The organism is Thauera sp. WB-2 (genome assembly GCF_027594845.1).
Taxonomy (GTDB): domain Bacteria; phylum Pseudomonadota; class Gammaproteobacteria; order Burkholderiales; family Rhodocyclaceae; genus Thauera; species Thauera mechernichensis.
In genome coordinates this window covers 2,369,281-2,387,017 of sequence record NZ_CP088935.1, presented here as the reverse complement: position 1 = coordinate 2,387,017, position 17,737 = coordinate 2,369,281, and the positions used below count along the sequence as shown (strand labels likewise).

14 protein-coding genes are annotated in these 17,737 nt (G+C 62.7%); 3 read left to right on the top strand and 11 right to left on the bottom strand.

Annotated features, from left to right (window positions below):
• Positions 1 to 39: 39 nt before the first annotated feature.
• From LQF09_RS10945 to phnC, 4 genes are read right to left on the bottom strand one after another with little or no spacing between them, the layout of a single operon-like run.
• The gene (locus LQF09_RS10945) at positions 40 to 1,098 is read right to left on the bottom strand and encodes an NAD(P)-dependent oxidoreductase (protein WP_270067964.1); all 1,059 of its coding nucleotides are present in this window, start codon (positions 1,096 to 1,098) and stop codon (positions 40 to 42) included.
• Entirely contained in the window at positions 1,095 to 1,901 is an 807-nt protein-coding gene (gene phnE / locus LQF09_RS10940; RefSeq protein ID WP_333482865.1) for a phosphonate ABC transporter, permease protein PhnE, read from the bottom strand. Before phnE ends, LQF09_RS10945 begins: the two co-directional genes overlap by 4 nt.
• The gene (gene phnD / locus LQF09_RS10935) at positions 1,898 to 2,764 is read right to left on the bottom strand and encodes a phosphate/phosphite/phosphonate ABC transporter substrate-binding protein (RefSeq protein WP_270067963.1); all 867 of its coding nucleotides are present in this window, start codon (positions 2,762 to 2,764) and stop codon (positions 1,898 to 1,900) included. The genes phnE and phnD overlap by 4 nt, the downstream gene beginning before the upstream one ends.
• A complete protein-coding gene (gene phnC, locus LQF09_RS10930) occupies positions 2,761 to 3,615 on the bottom strand; it encodes a phosphonate ABC transporter ATP-binding protein (RefSeq protein WP_270067962.1) in 855 nt (284 codons plus the stop codon). The genes phnD and phnC overlap by 4 nt, the downstream gene beginning before the upstream one ends.
• A 176-nt stretch (positions 3,616 to 3,791) precedes the next feature.
• Between phnC and LQF09_RS10925 the strand changes: the two genes are divergently transcribed.
• A complete protein-coding gene (locus tag LQF09_RS10925; RefSeq protein ID WP_270067961.1) occupies positions 3,792 to 4,604 on the top strand; it encodes a LysR substrate-binding domain-containing protein in 813 nt (270 codons plus the stop codon).
• Positions 4,605 to 4,885: 281 nt separating this feature from the next.
• On the opposite strand, the gene LQF09_RS10920 is transcribed toward LQF09_RS10925, so the two are convergent.
• A complete protein-coding gene (locus LQF09_RS10920; RefSeq protein ID WP_270067960.1) occupies positions 4,886 to 5,104 on the bottom strand; it encodes a hypothetical protein in 219 nt (72 codons plus the stop codon).
• Positions 5,105 to 5,229: 125 nt separating this feature from the next.
• Here LQF09_RS10920 and LQF09_RS10915 point away from each other — a divergent pair, with 125 nt between their 5' ends.
• Entirely contained in the window at positions 5,230 to 6,552 is a 1,323-nt protein-coding gene (locus tag LQF09_RS10915; protein ID WP_270067959.1) for an ISL3-like element ISIde1 family transposase, read from the top strand.
• Here the strand turns inward: LQF09_RS10915 and LQF09_RS10910 are convergent.
• A complete protein-coding gene (locus tag LQF09_RS10910) occupies positions 6,540 to 7,376 on the bottom strand; it encodes a sulfite exporter TauE/SafE family protein (protein WP_270067958.1) in 837 nt (278 codons plus the stop codon). The two genes, LQF09_RS10915 and LQF09_RS10910, sit on opposite strands and share 13 nt — an antisense overlap.
• 839 nt (positions 7,377 to 8,215) lie before the next feature.
• Between LQF09_RS10910 and tnpC the strand changes: the two genes are divergently transcribed.
• Positions 8,216 to 9,832 (top strand): IS66 family transposase, encoded by a 1,617-nt coding sequence (gene tnpC, locus LQF09_RS10905; RefSeq protein WP_270067957.1) that lies wholly within the window; start codon positions 8,216 to 8,218, stop codon positions 9,830 to 9,832.
• Between the two features lie 23 nt (positions 9,833 to 9,855).
• On the opposite strand, the gene LQF09_RS10900 is transcribed toward tnpC, so the two are convergent.
• The 5 genes from LQF09_RS10900 to LQF09_RS10880 form a co-directional block, all read right to left on the bottom strand.
• Positions 9,856 to 10,482 (bottom strand): M48 family metalloprotease, encoded by a 627-nt coding sequence (locus LQF09_RS10900; protein ID WP_270067956.1) that lies wholly within the window; start codon positions 10,480 to 10,482, stop codon positions 9,856 to 9,858.
• Positions 10,483 to 10,541: 59 nt separating this feature from the next.
• Complete coding sequence (corA, locus tag LQF09_RS10895; RefSeq protein ID WP_002928935.1) at positions 10,542 to 11,507, bottom strand: magnesium/cobalt transporter CorA; 966 nt, start codon at positions 11,505 to 11,507, stop codon at positions 10,542 to 10,544.
• 21 nt (positions 11,508 to 11,528) lie between these two features.
• Positions 11,529 to 13,298: a putative bifunctional diguanylate cyclase/phosphodiesterase gene (locus LQF09_RS10890; RefSeq protein ID WP_270067955.1), complete on the bottom strand. Its 1,770-nt coding sequence runs from the start codon at positions 13,296 to 13,298 to the stop codon at positions 11,529 to 11,531.
• A 152-nt stretch (positions 13,299 to 13,450) separates the two neighbouring features.
• A complete protein-coding gene (gene mfd / locus LQF09_RS10885) occupies positions 13,451 to 16,903 on the bottom strand; it encodes a transcription-repair coupling factor (protein ID WP_270067954.1) in 3,453 nt (1,150 codons plus the stop codon).
• A gap of 110 nt (positions 16,904 to 17,013) precedes the next feature.
• Positions 17,014 to 17,736 (bottom strand): putative metalloprotease CJM1_0395 family protein, encoded by a 723-nt coding sequence (locus LQF09_RS10880; protein WP_270067953.1) that lies wholly within the window; start codon positions 17,734 to 17,736, stop codon positions 17,014 to 17,016.
• Position 17,737: the final 1 nt, after the last annotated feature.

Genomic DNA, 17,737 nt, shown 5'->3' with positions numbered 1-17,737 from the left:
TATCAGGAACGCCGACTACTTCCATCTGGACGCCGCAGGCTATCGACGCAATCCGTACCCACCTCTAGACGTATTCCACAGCACCGGATCATCCCCGCATCCGCGATGAAACTCCGGGCAATTGATGGCATCGGCAGGTTCATGCCCTTCCAGCACAGCGATGATGTTGTCTGCGGCACGGTGTTCTATGGCAAGGCGGACATCGCGCACCGCAGACCCTAGGTGCGGCGTCAGCAGTGTATTGGCTTGAGCGCATAAACGGACAGGCACCACCGCCGGCCGCTGCGCCAGACCCCAATCCTCGCAGGCGAACACATCGGCGGCATAGCCGCCAAGGCTGCCTGTCTCAAGGGCGGCGGCAATTGCCTCTTCATCGACTACAGAGCCACGACCAACGTTGATGATGAATTGCCCTGGTTTGCAATGCGCCAGCGCACGCGCATCGACCATATGAAATGAACTCGTGGTCAGGGGGGCTGCGACGAATACAAAATCCGCCACGGTAAGCGCCTCCTCAAGCACCAGAGACTCCAGCCCGGGCAGTTTCTGCACCGGATCAATGCCGACCAGACGTGCGCAACCGAAACCGGCAAGGCGCGCTATGATCGCCTGCCCGACACACCCGAGGCCGACAATGGCCACTGTTGCCCCCGCCAAGCCGGTACCGTACAGGCGTGGGCGCCAGCCTTGAAACTCTCCGCGGCGCACCTGCGCGTCGCCCGACACCATGTTACGCGCCAATGAAATGGCGAGGCCGACTGCCAACTCTGCGGTGGGCTCGGTCAGCAGATCCGGCACGATGCTTACCCACACGCCGGCTCGGGTACAGGCGTCCACATCGTAATTGTCGTAACCTTTCAAGGCACAGGCAAGCACACGCAAGCGCGGCGCTTTGGCCAACAGCCCGGCATCTACGCTGTCGGTCATGAAACCCATGATCGCGTCGGCGTCCTTCGCGCGCATGACAAGTTGCTGTTGCGTCCAGGGCTCGGTATCGTGGTTCATCTCGACAATGCCGACGCGCTGCAGTCGTGCCTGGACCTCGGCATGAATCGGATTGGTGACGAGAATTTTCGGCGCGGTGGAAGGTGTATTCATTTGAGTTTGTTTCGAAGGTGGGCGCCGATGCCATCGACCACAACGACGCAGGCAAGAATGGTAAGCAGGATGGCGGCAACTTGGTCGTACTGGATTAGACGCAACGCAGCCATCAGTTCGAAGCCGATACCTCCGGCGCCGACGATTCCGAGCACAGCGGAGGCCCGAAAGTGATATTCCCAGCGATAGATGGTGATGTCAGCCAGTTGCGGCAGAACCTGTGGCAACACCGCATGGGTAATTACCTGAAATTGTCCGGCGCCAGCCGCCCGCGCCGCTTCCAAAGGCTTGGGGTCCACGTGCTCGATCGCCTCGGCATAGAACTTCGCCACCATGCCGGTCGAATGGAGCGCCAGCGCCAGTACACCGGGCAATGCACCGAACCCCACTGCGGCAACGAAGAGAATGCCTAGGATGATCTCCGGCACTGAACGCATCGCTGCCAGCAGAATGCGAGCGACCCGGCTGGCCAACCAGTTGGGTCCGGTGTTGGGCGCCGCCAGCACCGCGAGCGGCAGCGATAGCAGCACCGCGAGCACCGTACCGGCAATTGACATTGCCAGCGTATCAAGCAGCGGACGCAACCAGTGACGCCAGCGCTCGAAGTCTGGCGGCACCATTTCCGAGCCTAGTTGCGCGATCGCCGGGCCAGCCTCCATGAAACGGGTGGCATCGAAGAATCCGGTGATCGCTAGGGCAACGATGCAGACAAGCAAGATACCCGCCACCAGTTGCGCGTGACGCCAAGCCTCGCGTCGGGCGGCATCGAGAATGACGCCGTAACGGGCAGAGGCTTCGTTCATTTCGACAAATCCATCTTGAGGATGGTCGCCATTTCGCGCAACACGTCGTAGGCCTTGTCATCGGTAGGGGCAAATCCCTCAACACGGAAGGCCTTGAGTACTTCCTTGTCCTTGACGTCGATGAAGGCATCACGAATCGCCTGCTTAAGTTGAGGCGCGAGGTTGCCCTGCATGGTTATCGGGTAGTTGGGGATCGACTCAGTCAGGTCGATCGTGATCACTTTCGCCGGGTCGATGATCTTGCGCTCGATCAGCGAGCGATAGATCGGCTCGGACAAGGCGCCGGCAGGTATTTGCCCGGCTTGCACCGCACGCGCCACCGCATCATGCGTGCCGAGGTGCACCACCTTGTAGTCCTTGTCGCCTTCCAGCCCCTTCTTGAGCAAATGCGCGCGCGGCGCGAGATGGCTCGATGTGGACGCCTGATCACCGAAGCCGAACGGCTTGCCGCGGATGTCATCAATGCGCTTCACCGGTCCATCCGCTGTGGCGATCAGTATGGCCTTATAGTTCGGCGCGCCCTTCTCGACACCAACCGCGAAGGGCTCGATCTCCTTCGCCCGCGACTTGGCAAGCACGTAGGAGAACGGCCCGAAATATGCCACCTCAATGCGGCCGAAACGCATCGCCTCGATCATCGACGAATAGTCGGTGGTGACGATGATCTCGATTTCCTTTTTCAGCTTGGCTTCGAGATGGCGCTTCAGCGGCTGTGCATTCTGGATCAGGGTCGCCGCGTTCTCATCGGGCAGCAGTGCGACGCGCAGTTTGGCGGGGTCAAGACCCTGAGCATTGGCGTAAAGAGGCAGAGTGATAGCGGCGGCAAGAGCGGTCAGTGCGGCAAGCAGGGTGCGGCGTTTCATGAGGGAACTCCTTCTGGTTGGCAATTGGGAAAGGGCGGCAGGGCGGCGGAACGAACTTTTTTCCCGGGCGGCGCTGAAGGGGTGCCGTACAGGCGTGCGACGACATCGTCGCTGAGTTGTCCGGGGGTGCCATCGAAGATCACCACACCACCGGAAAGGCCGAGGATGCGGTCGGCGAAGCGGCGCGCGAATTCGACCTGGTGCAGGCTCACCACGGCGGTGAGGCCGTCGCTTTTACAGATGTCGTGCATAAGTTCCAGCAGTCGCACAGCGGTAGCCGGGTCAAGGCTTGCCACTGGTTCGTCGGCAAGCAGGGTGCGCGGCGCCTGCACCAGCGCACGTGCCATGCCGACGCGTTGCTGTTGCCCTCCGGAAAGCTGATCAGCTCGTTTGAGCGCCTGATCGATTAGGCCGACACGGTCAATCGCGGCAAGCGCCAGTTCCTTTTCCTGCCGCGACCAGGGCAGCAAGGTCCGCAGCGAAGCGTGATAGCCGAGACGACCCATCAGCACATTGGCCAGCACTGACATGCGACCGATCAGATGGTGCTGTTGGAACACCATGCCGGTTTGCTGGCGATGTCTGCGCAGGATACGACGGTCGGCGATATCTTCATCTCCCCCGACAATCACGCGGCCGGCGCTCGGCCGCACCAGACCGTTAAGGCAACGCAGCAAGGTCGACTTGCCCGCTCCCGATGAACCGAGCAGGACGGTGAATTCACCTTCGCCGAAAGTACAGGATGTGCGCTGCAATGCCCGGACACCGCCGGAGTAAGTAACTTCCAGCGCCTCGGCGCACAACGCCGGGAGTACGGTCGCTGCGGATACGGCTTGAAATGGATGGTTCATGCTGGACTCCTGTTCGTCACCGCAACAATGCAGAGACGCAGCCAGTGTGTCCGGGCGATGTGACGCAGTTGTTAACCGAACCGTCACTTCCGGCAATTATGATATAGGCCATGTCTATGTACCTTTCGTCTTCCGCTGAACTGCGCGCCTTCGACGCTACCGCGCGTAGCGGCAGCATGTCGGCCGCCGCACGCCTGCTCGGCATTCGCCAGCCCACCGTATCGGCCCACATCGCAAGCTTGGAGCAGAGCTTCGGCGTCGAACTGTTCCAGCGTCACGGCCGCCGCATCCTGCTTACCGGCTTGGGTCGGTTGCTGCACGAGATCACACTGCCCATCTATCGTGGTGAGGAACGGGCAGTCGCCCTGCTGCTGGCCGCTCGTCAGGGCTACCAGGGCTTGCTCCAGATTGGCTCGATCGGCCCCCACAACGTCATGCCCATGGTCAAGCACTTTCGCGAACGGAACCCCGCCGTGCGGGTGGTGGTCGCGATGGGAGATTCGCGTGAGGTCGTCCATCGCGTGCTCGATCAGAAAGACGACATCGGCGTATTACTGCATGCCGTCGACGACGAGCGGGTGCATTGCCTGCCCTTCCGCAAGCAGCCACTGGTGGTATTCGCTCCCATCACGCATCCTCTCGCGCGTTGTGAGAAACTCACCGTGAGCGATCTGAACGGCATCGAATTCGTGCTGCGCGAAAATGGCTCGCGCACACGTCAGGTTTTCGAATCCGGCCTTGTTGCCGCGGGAGTCAAGGTCCGCTGCTCGGTTGAAATGGGTAGCCGCGAAGCGGTGCGCGAGGCCGTGGCGCAAGGCCTCGGCCTGGGCGTCGTCGCCAGCACGGCCTTCGTACCCGATTCACGCGTGGTCGAACTCAAGGTCGAGGGATTGAAAATGCACACCCACGTGCATGTGATCTGTTTGCGCGAGCGCAAGGAGGCGACGCTGATCAGACGGTTTCTGGAGCTCGTCGGCGAACTCAGGTAGATAGACGACCGCTGCACTCAGTTAGAAGCCGTTGTCCTTTAAAAAACGCAAATGACAGCTCAGGGTCGGGTTGCGACCGACAACTCCCCGGATTCGTCGCCGGAAAGCCGACGTTGAAGGTTCGCTACCCGAAAGCCGCCACTGGCTGGTGAGTCGTTTCGACCCATAGCGGCACAATCGAGAACGCATGCGAGATGTCTGTTATCAGTTATGAAGCGGACGTTATGGCAAGTCTTAACATCACGGACACGGAAGTGGCTGACTTATAAAAAGAAAACTGTTCATTTCTCGGTTTCCCAGTCAGCGATGTGACCAGAGTCTTCGGGCAAGAGGAAAGGCTCTGAAATCAATTGGACTGCTGGACGTTTGGCCAACTCCGACATACCCCAGAAGAATAATGCCGCCATCAGTGTCGTTCCTGACATGGACCAGATGAACTTCTCGGCGGAAGGGTTTCTTAGGTTAAAATAAGCTAACTGCCCGATATTCAGAATGACCACGCCTCGTAACATATACTCGGTATTAATCTTCTTGGCTCTATGCCGTTTCCAGTGGAAATTGACTTCTCAACAAACATGACCCTCGGTGGTACAACCGCCCGACACTGACGCCGACCTCGCGCCCGATGAACACCCAGATCGAAGCTCTCTTCACCACCGCACTTGGCCTGCAGCCGCCCTGGTACGTCGCCAAGGTCGAGCTCAACACAGCCAAGCGGCGGATCGACTTCGAGGTCGAGCACACCGGCGCTCGTGCTACGTGTCCGGCGTGTGGGGCCGAGCCCCAGTTGATCCACGACCGGGTCCGGCGTAGCTGGCGTCACCTGGATTTCTTTCAGTTCGAAGCGTGGCTGCATGCCGCGATTCCGCGCGTTCAGTGCAACGGCTGCGGCAAGACCACGCAGCTGCCGGTGCCGTGGGCGCGTGAGGGGAGCGGCTTTACCCTGCTGTTCGAGGCGCTGAGTCTGTCGCTGTGCCGAGAGATGCCGGTGCGCCAGGCGGCCAACCAGTTGCGGGTTGCCCCGAAGCGCCTGTGGCGCCGCGTGCGCCATTACGTCGAGGTGGCCCGTGCCAAAGACGACATGTCGTGCGTGCGCTACGTCGGGATCGACGAGACCAGCGTCAAGCGTGGTCACGAGTACATCACCGTCGTGCATGACCTTGAAGCCAAGCGCTTGCTGTTTGCCACCCCGGGGCGCGATCACGCTACGTTGCAGGTCTTTGCCCAGGACATGCGTGCGCACGGCGGCGATCCGCTGACCATTGAGCACGCGTGTATCGACATGAGCGCGGCCTACGCCAAGGGAGTCGACCAGTCGCTGCCCAATGCCCGGATCAGCTACGACCGCTTTCATGTCGTGGCGCTGGCCAACGCGGCGATGGACGAGGTGCGTCGCGAAGAGATGCGTAGCTCGGCGGCAGCGGTGCGCGAAGCGGTCGGCGCACAGAGCAAGAAGACGCTGCGTCAGCTGCTGTGGGGGATGCGCAAGAACCCGGTGAGCTGGACCCGTGCCCAGTTCGAGGCGATGCACTGGCTGCAACGCTCGAATCTGAAGAGCGCGCGTGCGTGGCGCCTGAAGCAGGCACTGCGGCTGGTCTATCGCGATGCAGCCGCGAGCAACAGCGAGGAGATCGCGCAAGGTGCCATGAGCAAATGGCTGAGCTGGGCGCGCCGCAGCCGCCTGGAGCCCTTCAAGCGGCTGGCCCTCACCCTGAAGGAGCACCTCGGCGGCGTCGTGCGCGGCATGCTCGACGGACGCAGCAACGCCTACGTTGAAGCGATGAACGGCCTGCTCCAACAGACGAAGACCGCCGCCCGAGGCTTCCGCAACATCGAGAACTTCATCGCCATGGCCTACCTGCGAATGTCCAAGCTCAAGCATCTACCGCAGAACCCCCTGGTGCCGGCCGTCGCCCGCGACTACGGGCGCTACCGTCATGTTTGTTGAGAAGTCAATTTCCACTGGAAACGGCATAGAGCCATCTTCTTCAGTACATGTGCCCCTAGTGGCGCCATAATCAGCACTACAGGTACGGCACAAAGCCAAGTCTGGACTTGATACTGAGTCAGCGCGTTTTCGTACAGTCCCCGACACGCAAAGCCCAGAATGCTGAGCGCAGCCATCATGATGACGCTGAACTCAGTGGCTATTTTTTCCTTCATTGTGTAATGAGTCACTAGCACTGTATAGAGAAGAATATCCGCACCAGTACCGAAAAGGCTTGTACACATCCCCCCAAGAAACACCATGGGAGCCGTAATCAAGTAATCCTTCCAATCTTTTTGGAGATATACGGGTTGTGACCCGCGATGGTTACTGAAGAGATAGATAATGGTGAAACTGGCAATCAGGCTCAGAAAGACGGCTTGAATAATCTGAACTTTTATTTCTTGCAACACATTCATCCCTACCACGAAACCCAAGAAAGAGATTGGAATCAACCAAAGTAGCGGTTTGAAAACTTCAAGCCTGGTGTTACGCCGTGTGAGTATGAAGATGCTTGCGCTAGTCATGCCAACGCTCTGAATCATCATGCTGAAATCGCGCGCGAGGACGCGGTCGATATTGAGAAAGATACTAAGCACCGGGAAGGCTACAGCACCTCCACCCTCGGGAGTCGAGCCAGCAACAAATGCGCCCACGACCATCGTAGCGGGGTAGTACCAGTGTTCTAATAAGAATGGGATGTTGTTGAATAGATTGAAAAGAACAATCCAGGCAGCAAAAACAGTGAGGAGCCAGAAGCGGAAGATTCGGCTTTGGAGAAACATAGTGGAGTGGCGTCGCTTGGATGGACAAGAATTCTAGCAGCAGACTGTCCCTTCTTCGATGTAAGTGCGCGCCCGATGCGGAAGGCGCCAGGCGACCCTAAATAATCTTGGGTTGGCAATCAAGCTATGACTTGCTTGGAATGACAGAGGTATGTCTGTTTCGCGGCAAGTAGTTGTCGGTGTTTTCCTATCGGCAGAAGTTCCGCTTATGGCCGGGTCCTGAAATTCTCGCGATCAATTTGATCGCCGAAAACCTGCCATTCGATTCCACCCGGCACGAGAAATTTTAATGTAACCGCCACGGGCAGCTGATGGCCGATACGACCCTTCCAGCATCCCGCCGGAAAGCAGCCGCCCGTCGCGTCGAAGGCTTTCTTCGGGCAGCCGCCGGGACACGATCAGATTTCGATCTGCTCAGAGATCTCCAAGGCATCGTCGACCTCGATACCGAGGTACCGGACTGTCGATTCCAGCCTATGCCCGAGAAGAGTTCCCACGATTCCCCGGAGCAGTCGCCGAGCAAGTCACATCAAGGGGGGTGCGATGTGGTAACGCTGCTTCGGGCTACGCCCTTCGCAGCGTTACCACATCGCACATCAGGGATCAGACTATTTTGCCAAGAACTCAGCGAACCCAAGCGCACCCCTCAAAGCCGCTGATCATGACCATCAATCAGCGAGATCATGTCGTTGGACTGCTTGATCATGAAGAATGGAATCTGCAGGGCTCAAGCTGCTGCTCGAAGGCATCGAGCCGGTCCGCTACAAGCGCCGGTTCCGACTGTCCGCAAACGCCGTGCAACCCGCATGAATGCTGGGCTCTACGGTAAAATGTGCGCTATGTCCGCACCGCACTGCACCCCTGTTCCGACCCTTGCCGAGGCCGCCCAGTGGGCGCCCGAGCAGATCGTCGAACTGGCCCAGGCGAACATCGCCTTGCAGCGCGACATGGATGCGATGCGGCTTGAGTTTGCGGCGCTCAAGCATCAGCTCGAGTGGTTCCGCCGCCAGCTCTTCGGCCAGAAGAGCGAGAAACGCGTGGTTTCACCCGACCCGGCGCAGTTGCATCTGGGCGAGCTACCGATCCCCGACACGCAGCCCGATGTCCCCGGCAAGACCGTGGCGGGACACACCCGCCGTGCGTCGCGCACCGACTACGCACAGGACAAGGACGAATCGGCGCTGTTCTTCGACGAGACGCGCGTCCCGGTCGAGACCATCACGCTCGCCAACCCCGAGACCGAGGGGCTTGCCGCCGACCAGTTCGAGGTGATCGGCGAGAAGGTCAGCCATCGCCTGGCGCAGCGCCCGGGCAGCTACGTGATCCTCAAGTACGTGCGCCCGGTCATCAAGCGCCGCGACACGCAGACGATCCACTGCCCAGCGGCGCCCGTCGGGGTGATCGAGGGCAGCCGCGCCGACGTGAGTTTCCTGGTCGGGCTGCTGCTCGACAAGTTCGCCTGGCACCTGCCGCTGTACCGCCAGCATCAGCGCCTGGCTGACGCTGGCATCACGGTCAGCCGCGCCTGGCTCACGCAACTGGCTGCGCAGGCGGCCGCGCTGCTCACGCCGATCTACGAGGCGCAGCTCGCGTCGATCCGTGCCAGTCGCGTCAAGGCCATGGACGAAACCCCGATCAAGGCCGGCCGTGCCGGCCCGGGCAAGATGAAGGCCTGCTACTTCTGGCCGGTGTATGGCGAACTGCACGAGATCTGCTTCCCGTTCTTCGACAGCCGCGCCCACAGCAACGTCGAGAAGGTGCTCGGGCTCAAGCCCACCGAAGGGGGTGTGCTGCTCTCGGACGGCTACGGCGCCTACGAGACCTACGCGAGCAAGACCGGGCTCACGCACGCGCAGTGCTGGACGCACTGCCGGCGCGAATTCATCCACGCAGAAGCGGCCGAGCCAGCGCTGGCGGCCAAGGCGCTCGAGTTCATCGGCGCGCTCTACGCGGTCGAAGCGAAGATCCGCGACGACAAGCTCAAGGGCGAGGCCAAGCGCGAGTACCGGCTCGATCACGCCCGCCCGATCGTGGCGGCCTTCTTCACCTGGGTACAGGAGCGCCTGGACGCGCAGGGGCTGCTGCCGAGCAGCCCGCTGACCAAGGCGCTGATCTACGCGCACAAGCGACGGGCGGCACTGGAAGTGTTCCTGGCCGACCCGGATGTGCCGATCGATACCAACCACCTCGAACGGGCGCTAAGGCCGATTCCGCTGGGTCGCAAAAACTGGATGTTCAGCTGGACCGAGCTCGGCGCCCAGCACGTTGGCGTCGTCCAGAGCCTGATTGCGACCTGTCGGCTGCATGAGCTCGATCCCTACGACTATTTCGTCGACGTACTGCAGCGCGTCGCCCAGCACCCGGCCGCCGACGTCGCGCAGCTCACGCCCAGACTGTGGAAGCAGCACTTCGGGAAAGCGCCGTTGCGCTCGGATATCTCAAGCCGCGCTGCGTAGCAACGACGCCGCTGGGTGAGCGCTTACAGCGCATCGGCTTCGCGTTCGTGTTCGCGCGAGTAGCTGGCGAGCAGGGCGCTGGCGCCGATCTGTCCGCCAATAGCCATCACCCCGCCCCAGTTGGAGTCCTGCGCCGCGACGTTGAGCCCGGCGAGCGCAGCTTGCGCGATCAGGCTCTGGCCCTGGCGTTGGGCGGCATGGCGGGCGTTGACGTGGCCAAGTTCGTGGCCCAGAAGTGCGGCGAGCTGGGCCTCGTCGTCGAGCTCGGCAAGGATGCCACGGGTGATGCCCATGGCGCCGCCGGGGAAAGTGTAGGCGTTGACGTAGTTGGCGTTGAGTACCCGATAGGAATAGGGCATCAGCGGACGGTGGGTCAACCCTCCCATGCGTTTGCCGAGTTCGGCCACGTAGCGGTTGACCGTTTCGTCCTGGATGGCGCCGAGGTCCTGGGAGAACTGGTGCGGCGCGACCTGGGCGTCGGCCAGTTTTTCCTGGGCCTCACTCATGCCGACCAGGATGGTCTTGCCGGTGACCGGCGATGCTGCGCAACCAGACAGCGCGGCCGTGCCGGCACCAAGCAGCCAGAGCGCCTGGCGTCGGGTGATGCGGTTGCGTTCAAGACTGCGAGCGAGGGCGTCGAAGCGGCTCATGACGTTTCGTCTGTCGAGGGGGGCGGGATTGGGTGGTCTGGCGCAGGTCCGGTCGCCGTCTATAGCCAGCCCGCCTTGCGGAAGCGCCACCACAGGAAGCTTGCGGCGCTGGCGATGACGCCCAGGCCGAAGAGGTAGCCGTACTCCCAAGTCAGTTCGGGCATGTGATTGAAGTTCATGCCCCAGATGCCGGCAAAGGCGGTGGCGACGGCAAAGATGCCCGCCCATGCGGCGAGGCGCTTGCTGATCTCGGTCTGGTCGATGGTAACCATGGAGAGGTTCACCTGGATGGCGGTGCCGATGGTGTCGCGGATGCCGTCGAGCGAGGCGTTGATGCGGGCGAGATGGTCATAGACGTCGCGGAAATAGTGTCGGCTCTTGGCGCAGACCTCGGGGACGCGGCCGCTGTGCAGTTTGCCGGCAGCTTCCATCAACGGCAGAACGGCATGGCGAAGCAGCGTCACCTTGCGCTTCAGGCGGTACAGGCGGCGGATGTTGGAGCGCGCCGCGCCGCGGGTGAAGATGCGTTCTTCCAGCGCCTCGACCTCGGTCTCGAGTTTTTCGATGAGCGGGAAGTAGCCATCCACCACGGCGTCCATGAGCGCGTAGAGCACATAGCCCGGGCCCTTGGCGAGCATCTTCGGCTCGCGCTCGCAGCGTGCGCGTACGCCGAGGAAGTCTCGTTCGTGGTTGTTGCGCACCGACAGGATGTAGTTCGCGCCGACGAAGACGTGCACTTCGCCCACCTGGAGCTTGCCTTCGCGCTCTTCGACGAGGTGCATGACAGCGAAGAGCTCATCCTCGTACTCCTCAACCTTGGGGCGTTGGTGGCGGTGGTTGGCATCCTCGATGGCGAGCTCGTGCAGGTCGAACTCGTCCTTCATCACCGCCAGTTCGTTGGCTGAGGGGTCCTTGAGTGCGACCCAGACGAAGGTGTCGGGTTGCTGCAAGGTGTCGCGGATGGCCTCGACCGGAATATCGGCGAGCTTGCGGCCGTGCTGGTAGGCGGTGCAGTTGATGAGCATCGTGTTGAGGCTGGGCGCAGTTCAGGCTGTGGCGATGCACTCAGCTTGCGAGGCGTCGATCGCCTTGGGGCCGGTGTCGGGAAGGAAGTGACCAGGGTGGTTGATATCCTGCAGGATCAGCATTTCCGCCTGGGTCGCGGTGACCGGGCGCGAATACATGAAGCCTTGTACGTGGCTCGCGCCAAGCGCGCGCAGTAAGGCCTCCTGCTCGATGCGCTCGACCCCTTCGCAGATGACCTCGAGTTTGAGCTGTTTGGCAAGGCTCAGGATGGTCTCGACAAAACTACGGTCAGTCGGCCGGGTGTCGATGTGCTCGATGAAGGAGCGGTCGATCTTCAGCGCATCGATCGGCAAGCGGTGCAGATAGGACAGGGACGAATAGCCGGTGCCGAAATCGTCGAGCAAGAGCTTCAAGCGGGAGCGTTTTAACGCTACGAAAAGCTCGATCGCCCGCTCGGCATCGTCCATCATCGCGCTCTCGGTGATCTCCAGCTTCAGATGGCGCGGGGCGAGACCGCTCTGACGCAGGCTCTGGCGGATGTCCTTGAGCAGGTTTGGATAGGCGATCTGGCGGGCGGCGAGGTTTACGCTGACGGTCAGTGCCGGTCGGCGAGGGTGGGTGTTTTGCCAGCGCTTCAGGTCGGTACAAGCCCGCTCCAGGATCCAGCGTCCGATCGGAACGATGAGGCCGCTTTCCTCGGCCAGCGGGATGAAGCGGGCGGGCGATATGAGGCCGCGTTCGGGGTGATTCCAGCGTGCCAGGGCCTCGAAGCCGACCAGCCGCCGGTCCCTGATCCGTACGAAAGGCTGGTAGTAAACCTCGATCTGGTTGCGTTCCAGGGCCCGCCGCAGATCGAGTTCGAGATCGAGCCGGTTGAACGCTTCCTCGTGCAGTTTGCGATCGAAGATGACATGAGCGCCGCCACCTTGAGTCTTTGCGCGCTTGAGGGCCATGCCCGCATCGCGCAGCATGGCATCGGCTTCGTCGTAGTCCGGTGTCGAGAGCGTCATGCCTGCCGACAGGCTCATAACGACCTCCTGCTCATGGAGCTCGAAGGGCAGGGTGCAATGTGCTTGCAGGCGCTTGATGACACGGATCGGCGAGGTTTCGTCACGGATATCCTCGAGCAGGATGCCGAACTCGTCGCCGCCGAGGCGCGCCACCATGTCGGTCGGTCGCGTCGAGCGGCGCAGCAAGTTGGCAAGCTCGACCAGCAGCAGATCGCCGATGCGGTTGCCGAGGCTATGGTTGATGACGCTGAAGCGGTCGATGCCACAATGGATGACGGCAAATCGCAGCTCCGGATTGCGCCGTGCGCGCTGAATGGCGTGACCGATGCGGTCGACGAAGAGCCCGCGATTGGGCAGCCCGGTGAGGCCGTCGATCAAGACTTCCGGAAGTCCGCCCGCGTCAGTGCGCAGACGTACACCTGTTTCATGCGCGGAGACATAGTAGAGGTGATGCTCGCGGTCCAGATTGACGTTCCAGGCCAGCCCCACGTAGTGGCCGTCCGCGTGGCGGCATCGGCATGAGAACCTCAGGGTGGTCTTGTCTTGGCCGAGTTGTGCGAGGCGGTCGCGCACGCTGTTGCGATCGTCGTCGTGTATGAATGCGGCAAAGGGGCGCCAGCGCAGCGCTGCTTGGCCGACACCGAGGACATCTTGCCAGGCCTCGCTCATCATCTGGACGTTCCAGTCTTCATCCAGGACCATCAGCAAGGTGCCGGGCAGCCTGAAGAAGGCGCTCTCTGTCGGGAAGGCTTGAGGTGGCTTGCGGTAAACCTTGATCATCGGGCGTGCCCAGGTTCGTAATGAGGCTGTAACGGCGGGATGTTAAGCGCTTCCTGTGGTGTCGGGCTAGTTGATGAGAGCGGGAAGAGGCGCAGCGATGACCGACACGCGCCGAGATGGCACTCGCCGCCGAGACGTCCGTGTCGGCCTCGCTACCCCGCCTTCACCGCATCGAGCAGGTCCTTTACGGCCTTCACCCTGTCCTTGAGATTGGGCAGGCTCACGCGGCGCACAAGCTTCTCGGGCCCGGCCATCTTGGTGCTGCGGTCCTTCTGGATCAGGAAGATGACCTTGACCGGGTCGATGGGGGCGTCCTTGGCGAACTGCACGCTGATCTGCGCGTCCGAGGCGTCGAGCTTGTTCACCCCGTAGTCTTTAACAAGCATGCGCAGGCGGTGGGTTTCGACGAGCGCTGCAGTTTGCGGCGGTACCTCGCCGAAACGGTCGATGAGTTCTTCCTGCAGCGCGCGCAGGTCTTCCTCCATCTCGCAGTTGGCCAGCCGCTTGTACAGCGTCAGGCGCTCCTGCACGTCGGGGCAGTAGTCAGTGGGCAGCAATGCGGGGGTGTGCAGGTTGATCTCGGACACGACCTCGAGCGGCTGCGACAGGTCGGGCTCCTTGCCGGCCTGGAGGTCCTTGACCGCGCGCTTGAGCATCTCGGTGTACAGGCTGAAGCCAACCTGCTGGATCTCGCCCGACTGATTCTCGCCCAGCACCTCGCCGGCGCCGCGGATCTCCAGGTCGTGCATGGCCAGGTAGAAGCCGGAGCCGAGATCCTCCATCATCGCAATCGCTTCGAGCCGCTTCTGTGCCTGCGCGGTGGGCTTTGCGCCGGGCATGGTCAGCAGGTAGGCGTAGGCCTGGTGGTGGCTGCGGCCGACACGGCCGCGCAACTGGTGCAGCTGCGCCAGTCCGAAGCGGTCGGCACGGTTGATGATGATGGTGTTGGCGGTGGGGATGTTGATACCGGTCTCGATGATGGTGGTGCACAGCAGCAGGTTGGCGCGCTGCTGGGTGAAGTCGCGCATCACGCGCTCGAGCTCGCGCTCGGGCAACTGGCCATGGCCGACGACGATGCGGGCCTCGGGCAGCAGCTCTTCGAGGTCGTTGCGCATGTTGTCGATGGTGTCGACCTCGTTGTGAAGGAAGTACACCTGGCCGCCGCGCTTGAACTCGCGCAGCACCGCCTCGCGGATCACGCCGCGGCTGGAAGGCTGGACGAAGGTCTTGATCGCCAGGCGCTTCTGCGGTGCGGTGGCGATCACCGAGAACTCGCGCAGGCCTTCCATCGCCAGGCCGAGCGTTCGCGGGATCGGCGTGGCGGTCAGCGTCAGGATGTCGACTTCGGAGCGTAGCTGTTTGAGCGACTCCTTCTGGCGCACACCGAAGCGGTGCTCCTCGTCGATGATCACCAGCCCCAGGCGTTTGAACACCACATCCTTCTGCAGCAGGCGATGCGTGCCGATGATGATGTCGACCTTGCCCTCCGACAGTTGCTGCAGGGCCTCGGCCTGCTCCTTGGCTGACTTGAAGCGCGACAGCTCGGCGATCCTGATCGGCCAGTCGGCGAAGCGGTCGGCGAAGGTCTGGTAATGCTGCTCGGCGAGCAGGGTGGTCGGACACAGCACCACCACCTGCTTGCCATCGGCCACGGCGATGAAGGCGGCACGCAGCGCGACCTCGGTTTTGCCAAAGCCGACGTCGCCGCACACCAGGCGGTCCATCGGCCGGCCGGACTTCATGTCGCCGACCACAGCGTCGATCGCGGCCTGCTGGTCGGGCGTGGTCTCGAAGCCGAAGCCTTCGGCAAAGGCTTCCAGGTCGTGCTGCTTGAAGTCGAAGCGGTGACCGGGACGTGCGGCGCGCTGGGCGTACAGGGCCAGCAGCTCGGCGGCAGTATCGCGCACCTGCATCGCCGCCTTCTTCTTGGCCTTCTCCCACTGGCCCGAGCCGAGGCGGTGAAGGTCGACTGCCTCGGGGTCGGCACCAGCGTAACGGGTGATGACATGCAGCTGCGACACCGGCACGTAGAGCTTGTCGCCACCGTTGTACTCCAGGTGCAGAAACTCGGTGTCGCCCTCACCCAGGTTCATGTGGATGAGCCCAAGGTAGCGGCCGATGCCGTGGGATACATGCACCACCGGGTCGCCGATCTTGAGTTCGGACAGGTCGCGCAGCCAACCTTCCATGGTCGCGGCCTTGCGCGCATCACGACGGACTCGGCTGCGCGCGGTGGCGGCATAGAGTTCGGTCTCGGTGAGCACCGCCAGCTTCGCCGCGGGCAGCACGAAGCCGCGCGCGAGCGGCGCAACGCCCAGCGCGAGGCGGGCATCGGTATCGAGGAAGGCGCCAAAGTCAGCGCTGGCCTCCGGCTTGACGCCGTACTCGCCGAAAAATTCGGCCATGGTCTCGCGTCGGCCAGGCGAGTCCGACAGCAGCAGCACGCGGCCGTCGAAGTTGTCGAGGAAGGCCTTGAGCTTGTGCAACGGGTCGGTGGCCTTGCGCTCGACAGCGACCTCGGGCGGCGGCAGGGCCAGTGCGCCGGCGGTGTCGGCGCAGGCTTCGACACCCATCGAGAGCTTCGGAAGGTTCTTCAGTGCGATGAAGAAGGCTTCGTCGCTCAGGAACAGTTGGTCGGGTGGCAGCACCGGACGAGTGCGGTCGCCCTTCAGAAGGTCGTAGCGCGAGCGCGTGTCTTTCCAGAACTCCGCGATCGCCGCCGGCACGTCGCGGTGCAGCAGCACCGGTGTGTCGGCAGGCAGGTAGTCGAGTAGGGTCGCGGTGTCGTCGAAAAACAGCGGCAGGTAGTACTCGATACCGGCAGGCGCAATGCCGTTGGAGACGTCCTTGTAGATCGACGCACGCGTCGGGTCGCCCTCGAAGGTCTCGCGGAAGCGGCTGCGAAAGCGCGTGCGGCCCTTGTCGTCGAGAGGAAACTCGCGCGCCGGCAGCAAGCGGATCTCCTTGGTCGGATACACCGTGCGCTGGGTGTCCGGGTCGAAGGTCTTGATGCTCTCGACCTCGTCGTCGAAGAGGTCGATGCGAAAGGGCAGCGGCGAGCCCATCGGGAACAGGTCGACCAGCCCGCCACGCACCGAGAACTCGCCCGGGCTCACCACCTGAGTGACATGCGCATAGCCGGCGAGCGCCATCTGTGCCTTGAACTGCTCGACATCGAGCTTCTCGCCCTGCTTGAGGAAGAAGGTGTAGGCGGCCAGGTAGGCCGGTGGCGCCATGCGATACAGCGCGGTCGAGGCTGGCACCAGCACGAGGTCGGTCTCGCCGCGGCTGATCGCGTACAGCGTCGAAAGGCGCTCGGAGATGAGATCCTGGTGCGGCGAGAAGTTGTCGTAGGGCAGGGTTTCCCAGTCGGGCAGCAGGTGCGCGCGCAGGCCAGGGGCGACCCAGGCGATCTCGTCCTGAAGGCGCTGGGCGTCGAGCGGGTTGGCGGTGATCACCACCAGCATGCGGCCGCGGCCGGCGAGCTGGGCGATGGCAAGCGCGTCGGCCGAGCCGGCCAGTGCGCCGGTCTCCAGCCGCGTGCCGGGCTTGGGAAGCACGAGCGTGGAAAGCGGGCGGAGCAGGGCGTCGAGGGATGTGGGCATGATGTTGTTGTTCGGTTGCTGCTTGAGGCGATTGGGGCGAGGCGGTGCCAGGAAACGCCAGCCATTGGCGCAGGCCGGCATTATCCCCGCAAAAATGCCTGTTGTTGTATTCAGGCCATCAGATCCAGTCCGGGCGGTCGTGCGGCCAGCGCCGACCCTGCCATGGTCTCGTAGGCCGAACGCGCCTGGCGCACGAGATAGGCGGACGGCGAGTCGGCCGCTGTTGCGGCGGCTGCGGCGGCTGCGGCGGCAGGCCTGCCGCCATCGACACCGTCGCCAGCCTCTTCAGGGGGGATTGCTTCGCGCTCGAAGACCTGGCGGGCAAGCTCCATACGAGCCTCCATGGCCATGCGGGTGGCCTGTGCCGCGACCTGTCGATCTTGTGGCGAGGGGTCGGCTGGGGCGAGTGCGGCGGCACGGATCTGCTCGGCCTTGGCAAGCGTCTCCTCGGGTGTCCGTCCGGGCGAGGTATCGATGCTGACCTCGCCGCCGACTGCATAACGCTGTCCGTCGGGGCCTGTCTGGTAGGTGTAGCTTGCGCCTCGTGTGACCAGGCCGGCGCCTGCGGCGACGTGGGCCATCTCGTGTGCCCTGACCTCGCGGTCGCGCTGCTGGAGTTGCTGGAGTAGGCGCTGTTCCTGATCGGTAAGCGCAGATTCATCACGTGCGTAAGCGCCGCCACCGCCCTCGAGCTCGGTCTGCGGGTCGTCTGGCGTCACCTCGGCTGCGGTCGAGCCCGCGGCTTGGCTTCGATCCTGGCGGGTGGTGGTGGGCGCCGGGTAAATGGCCTGAGTGGATGCCCAGGCGGCAACGCCGGCAGCGGGAATGGCCATG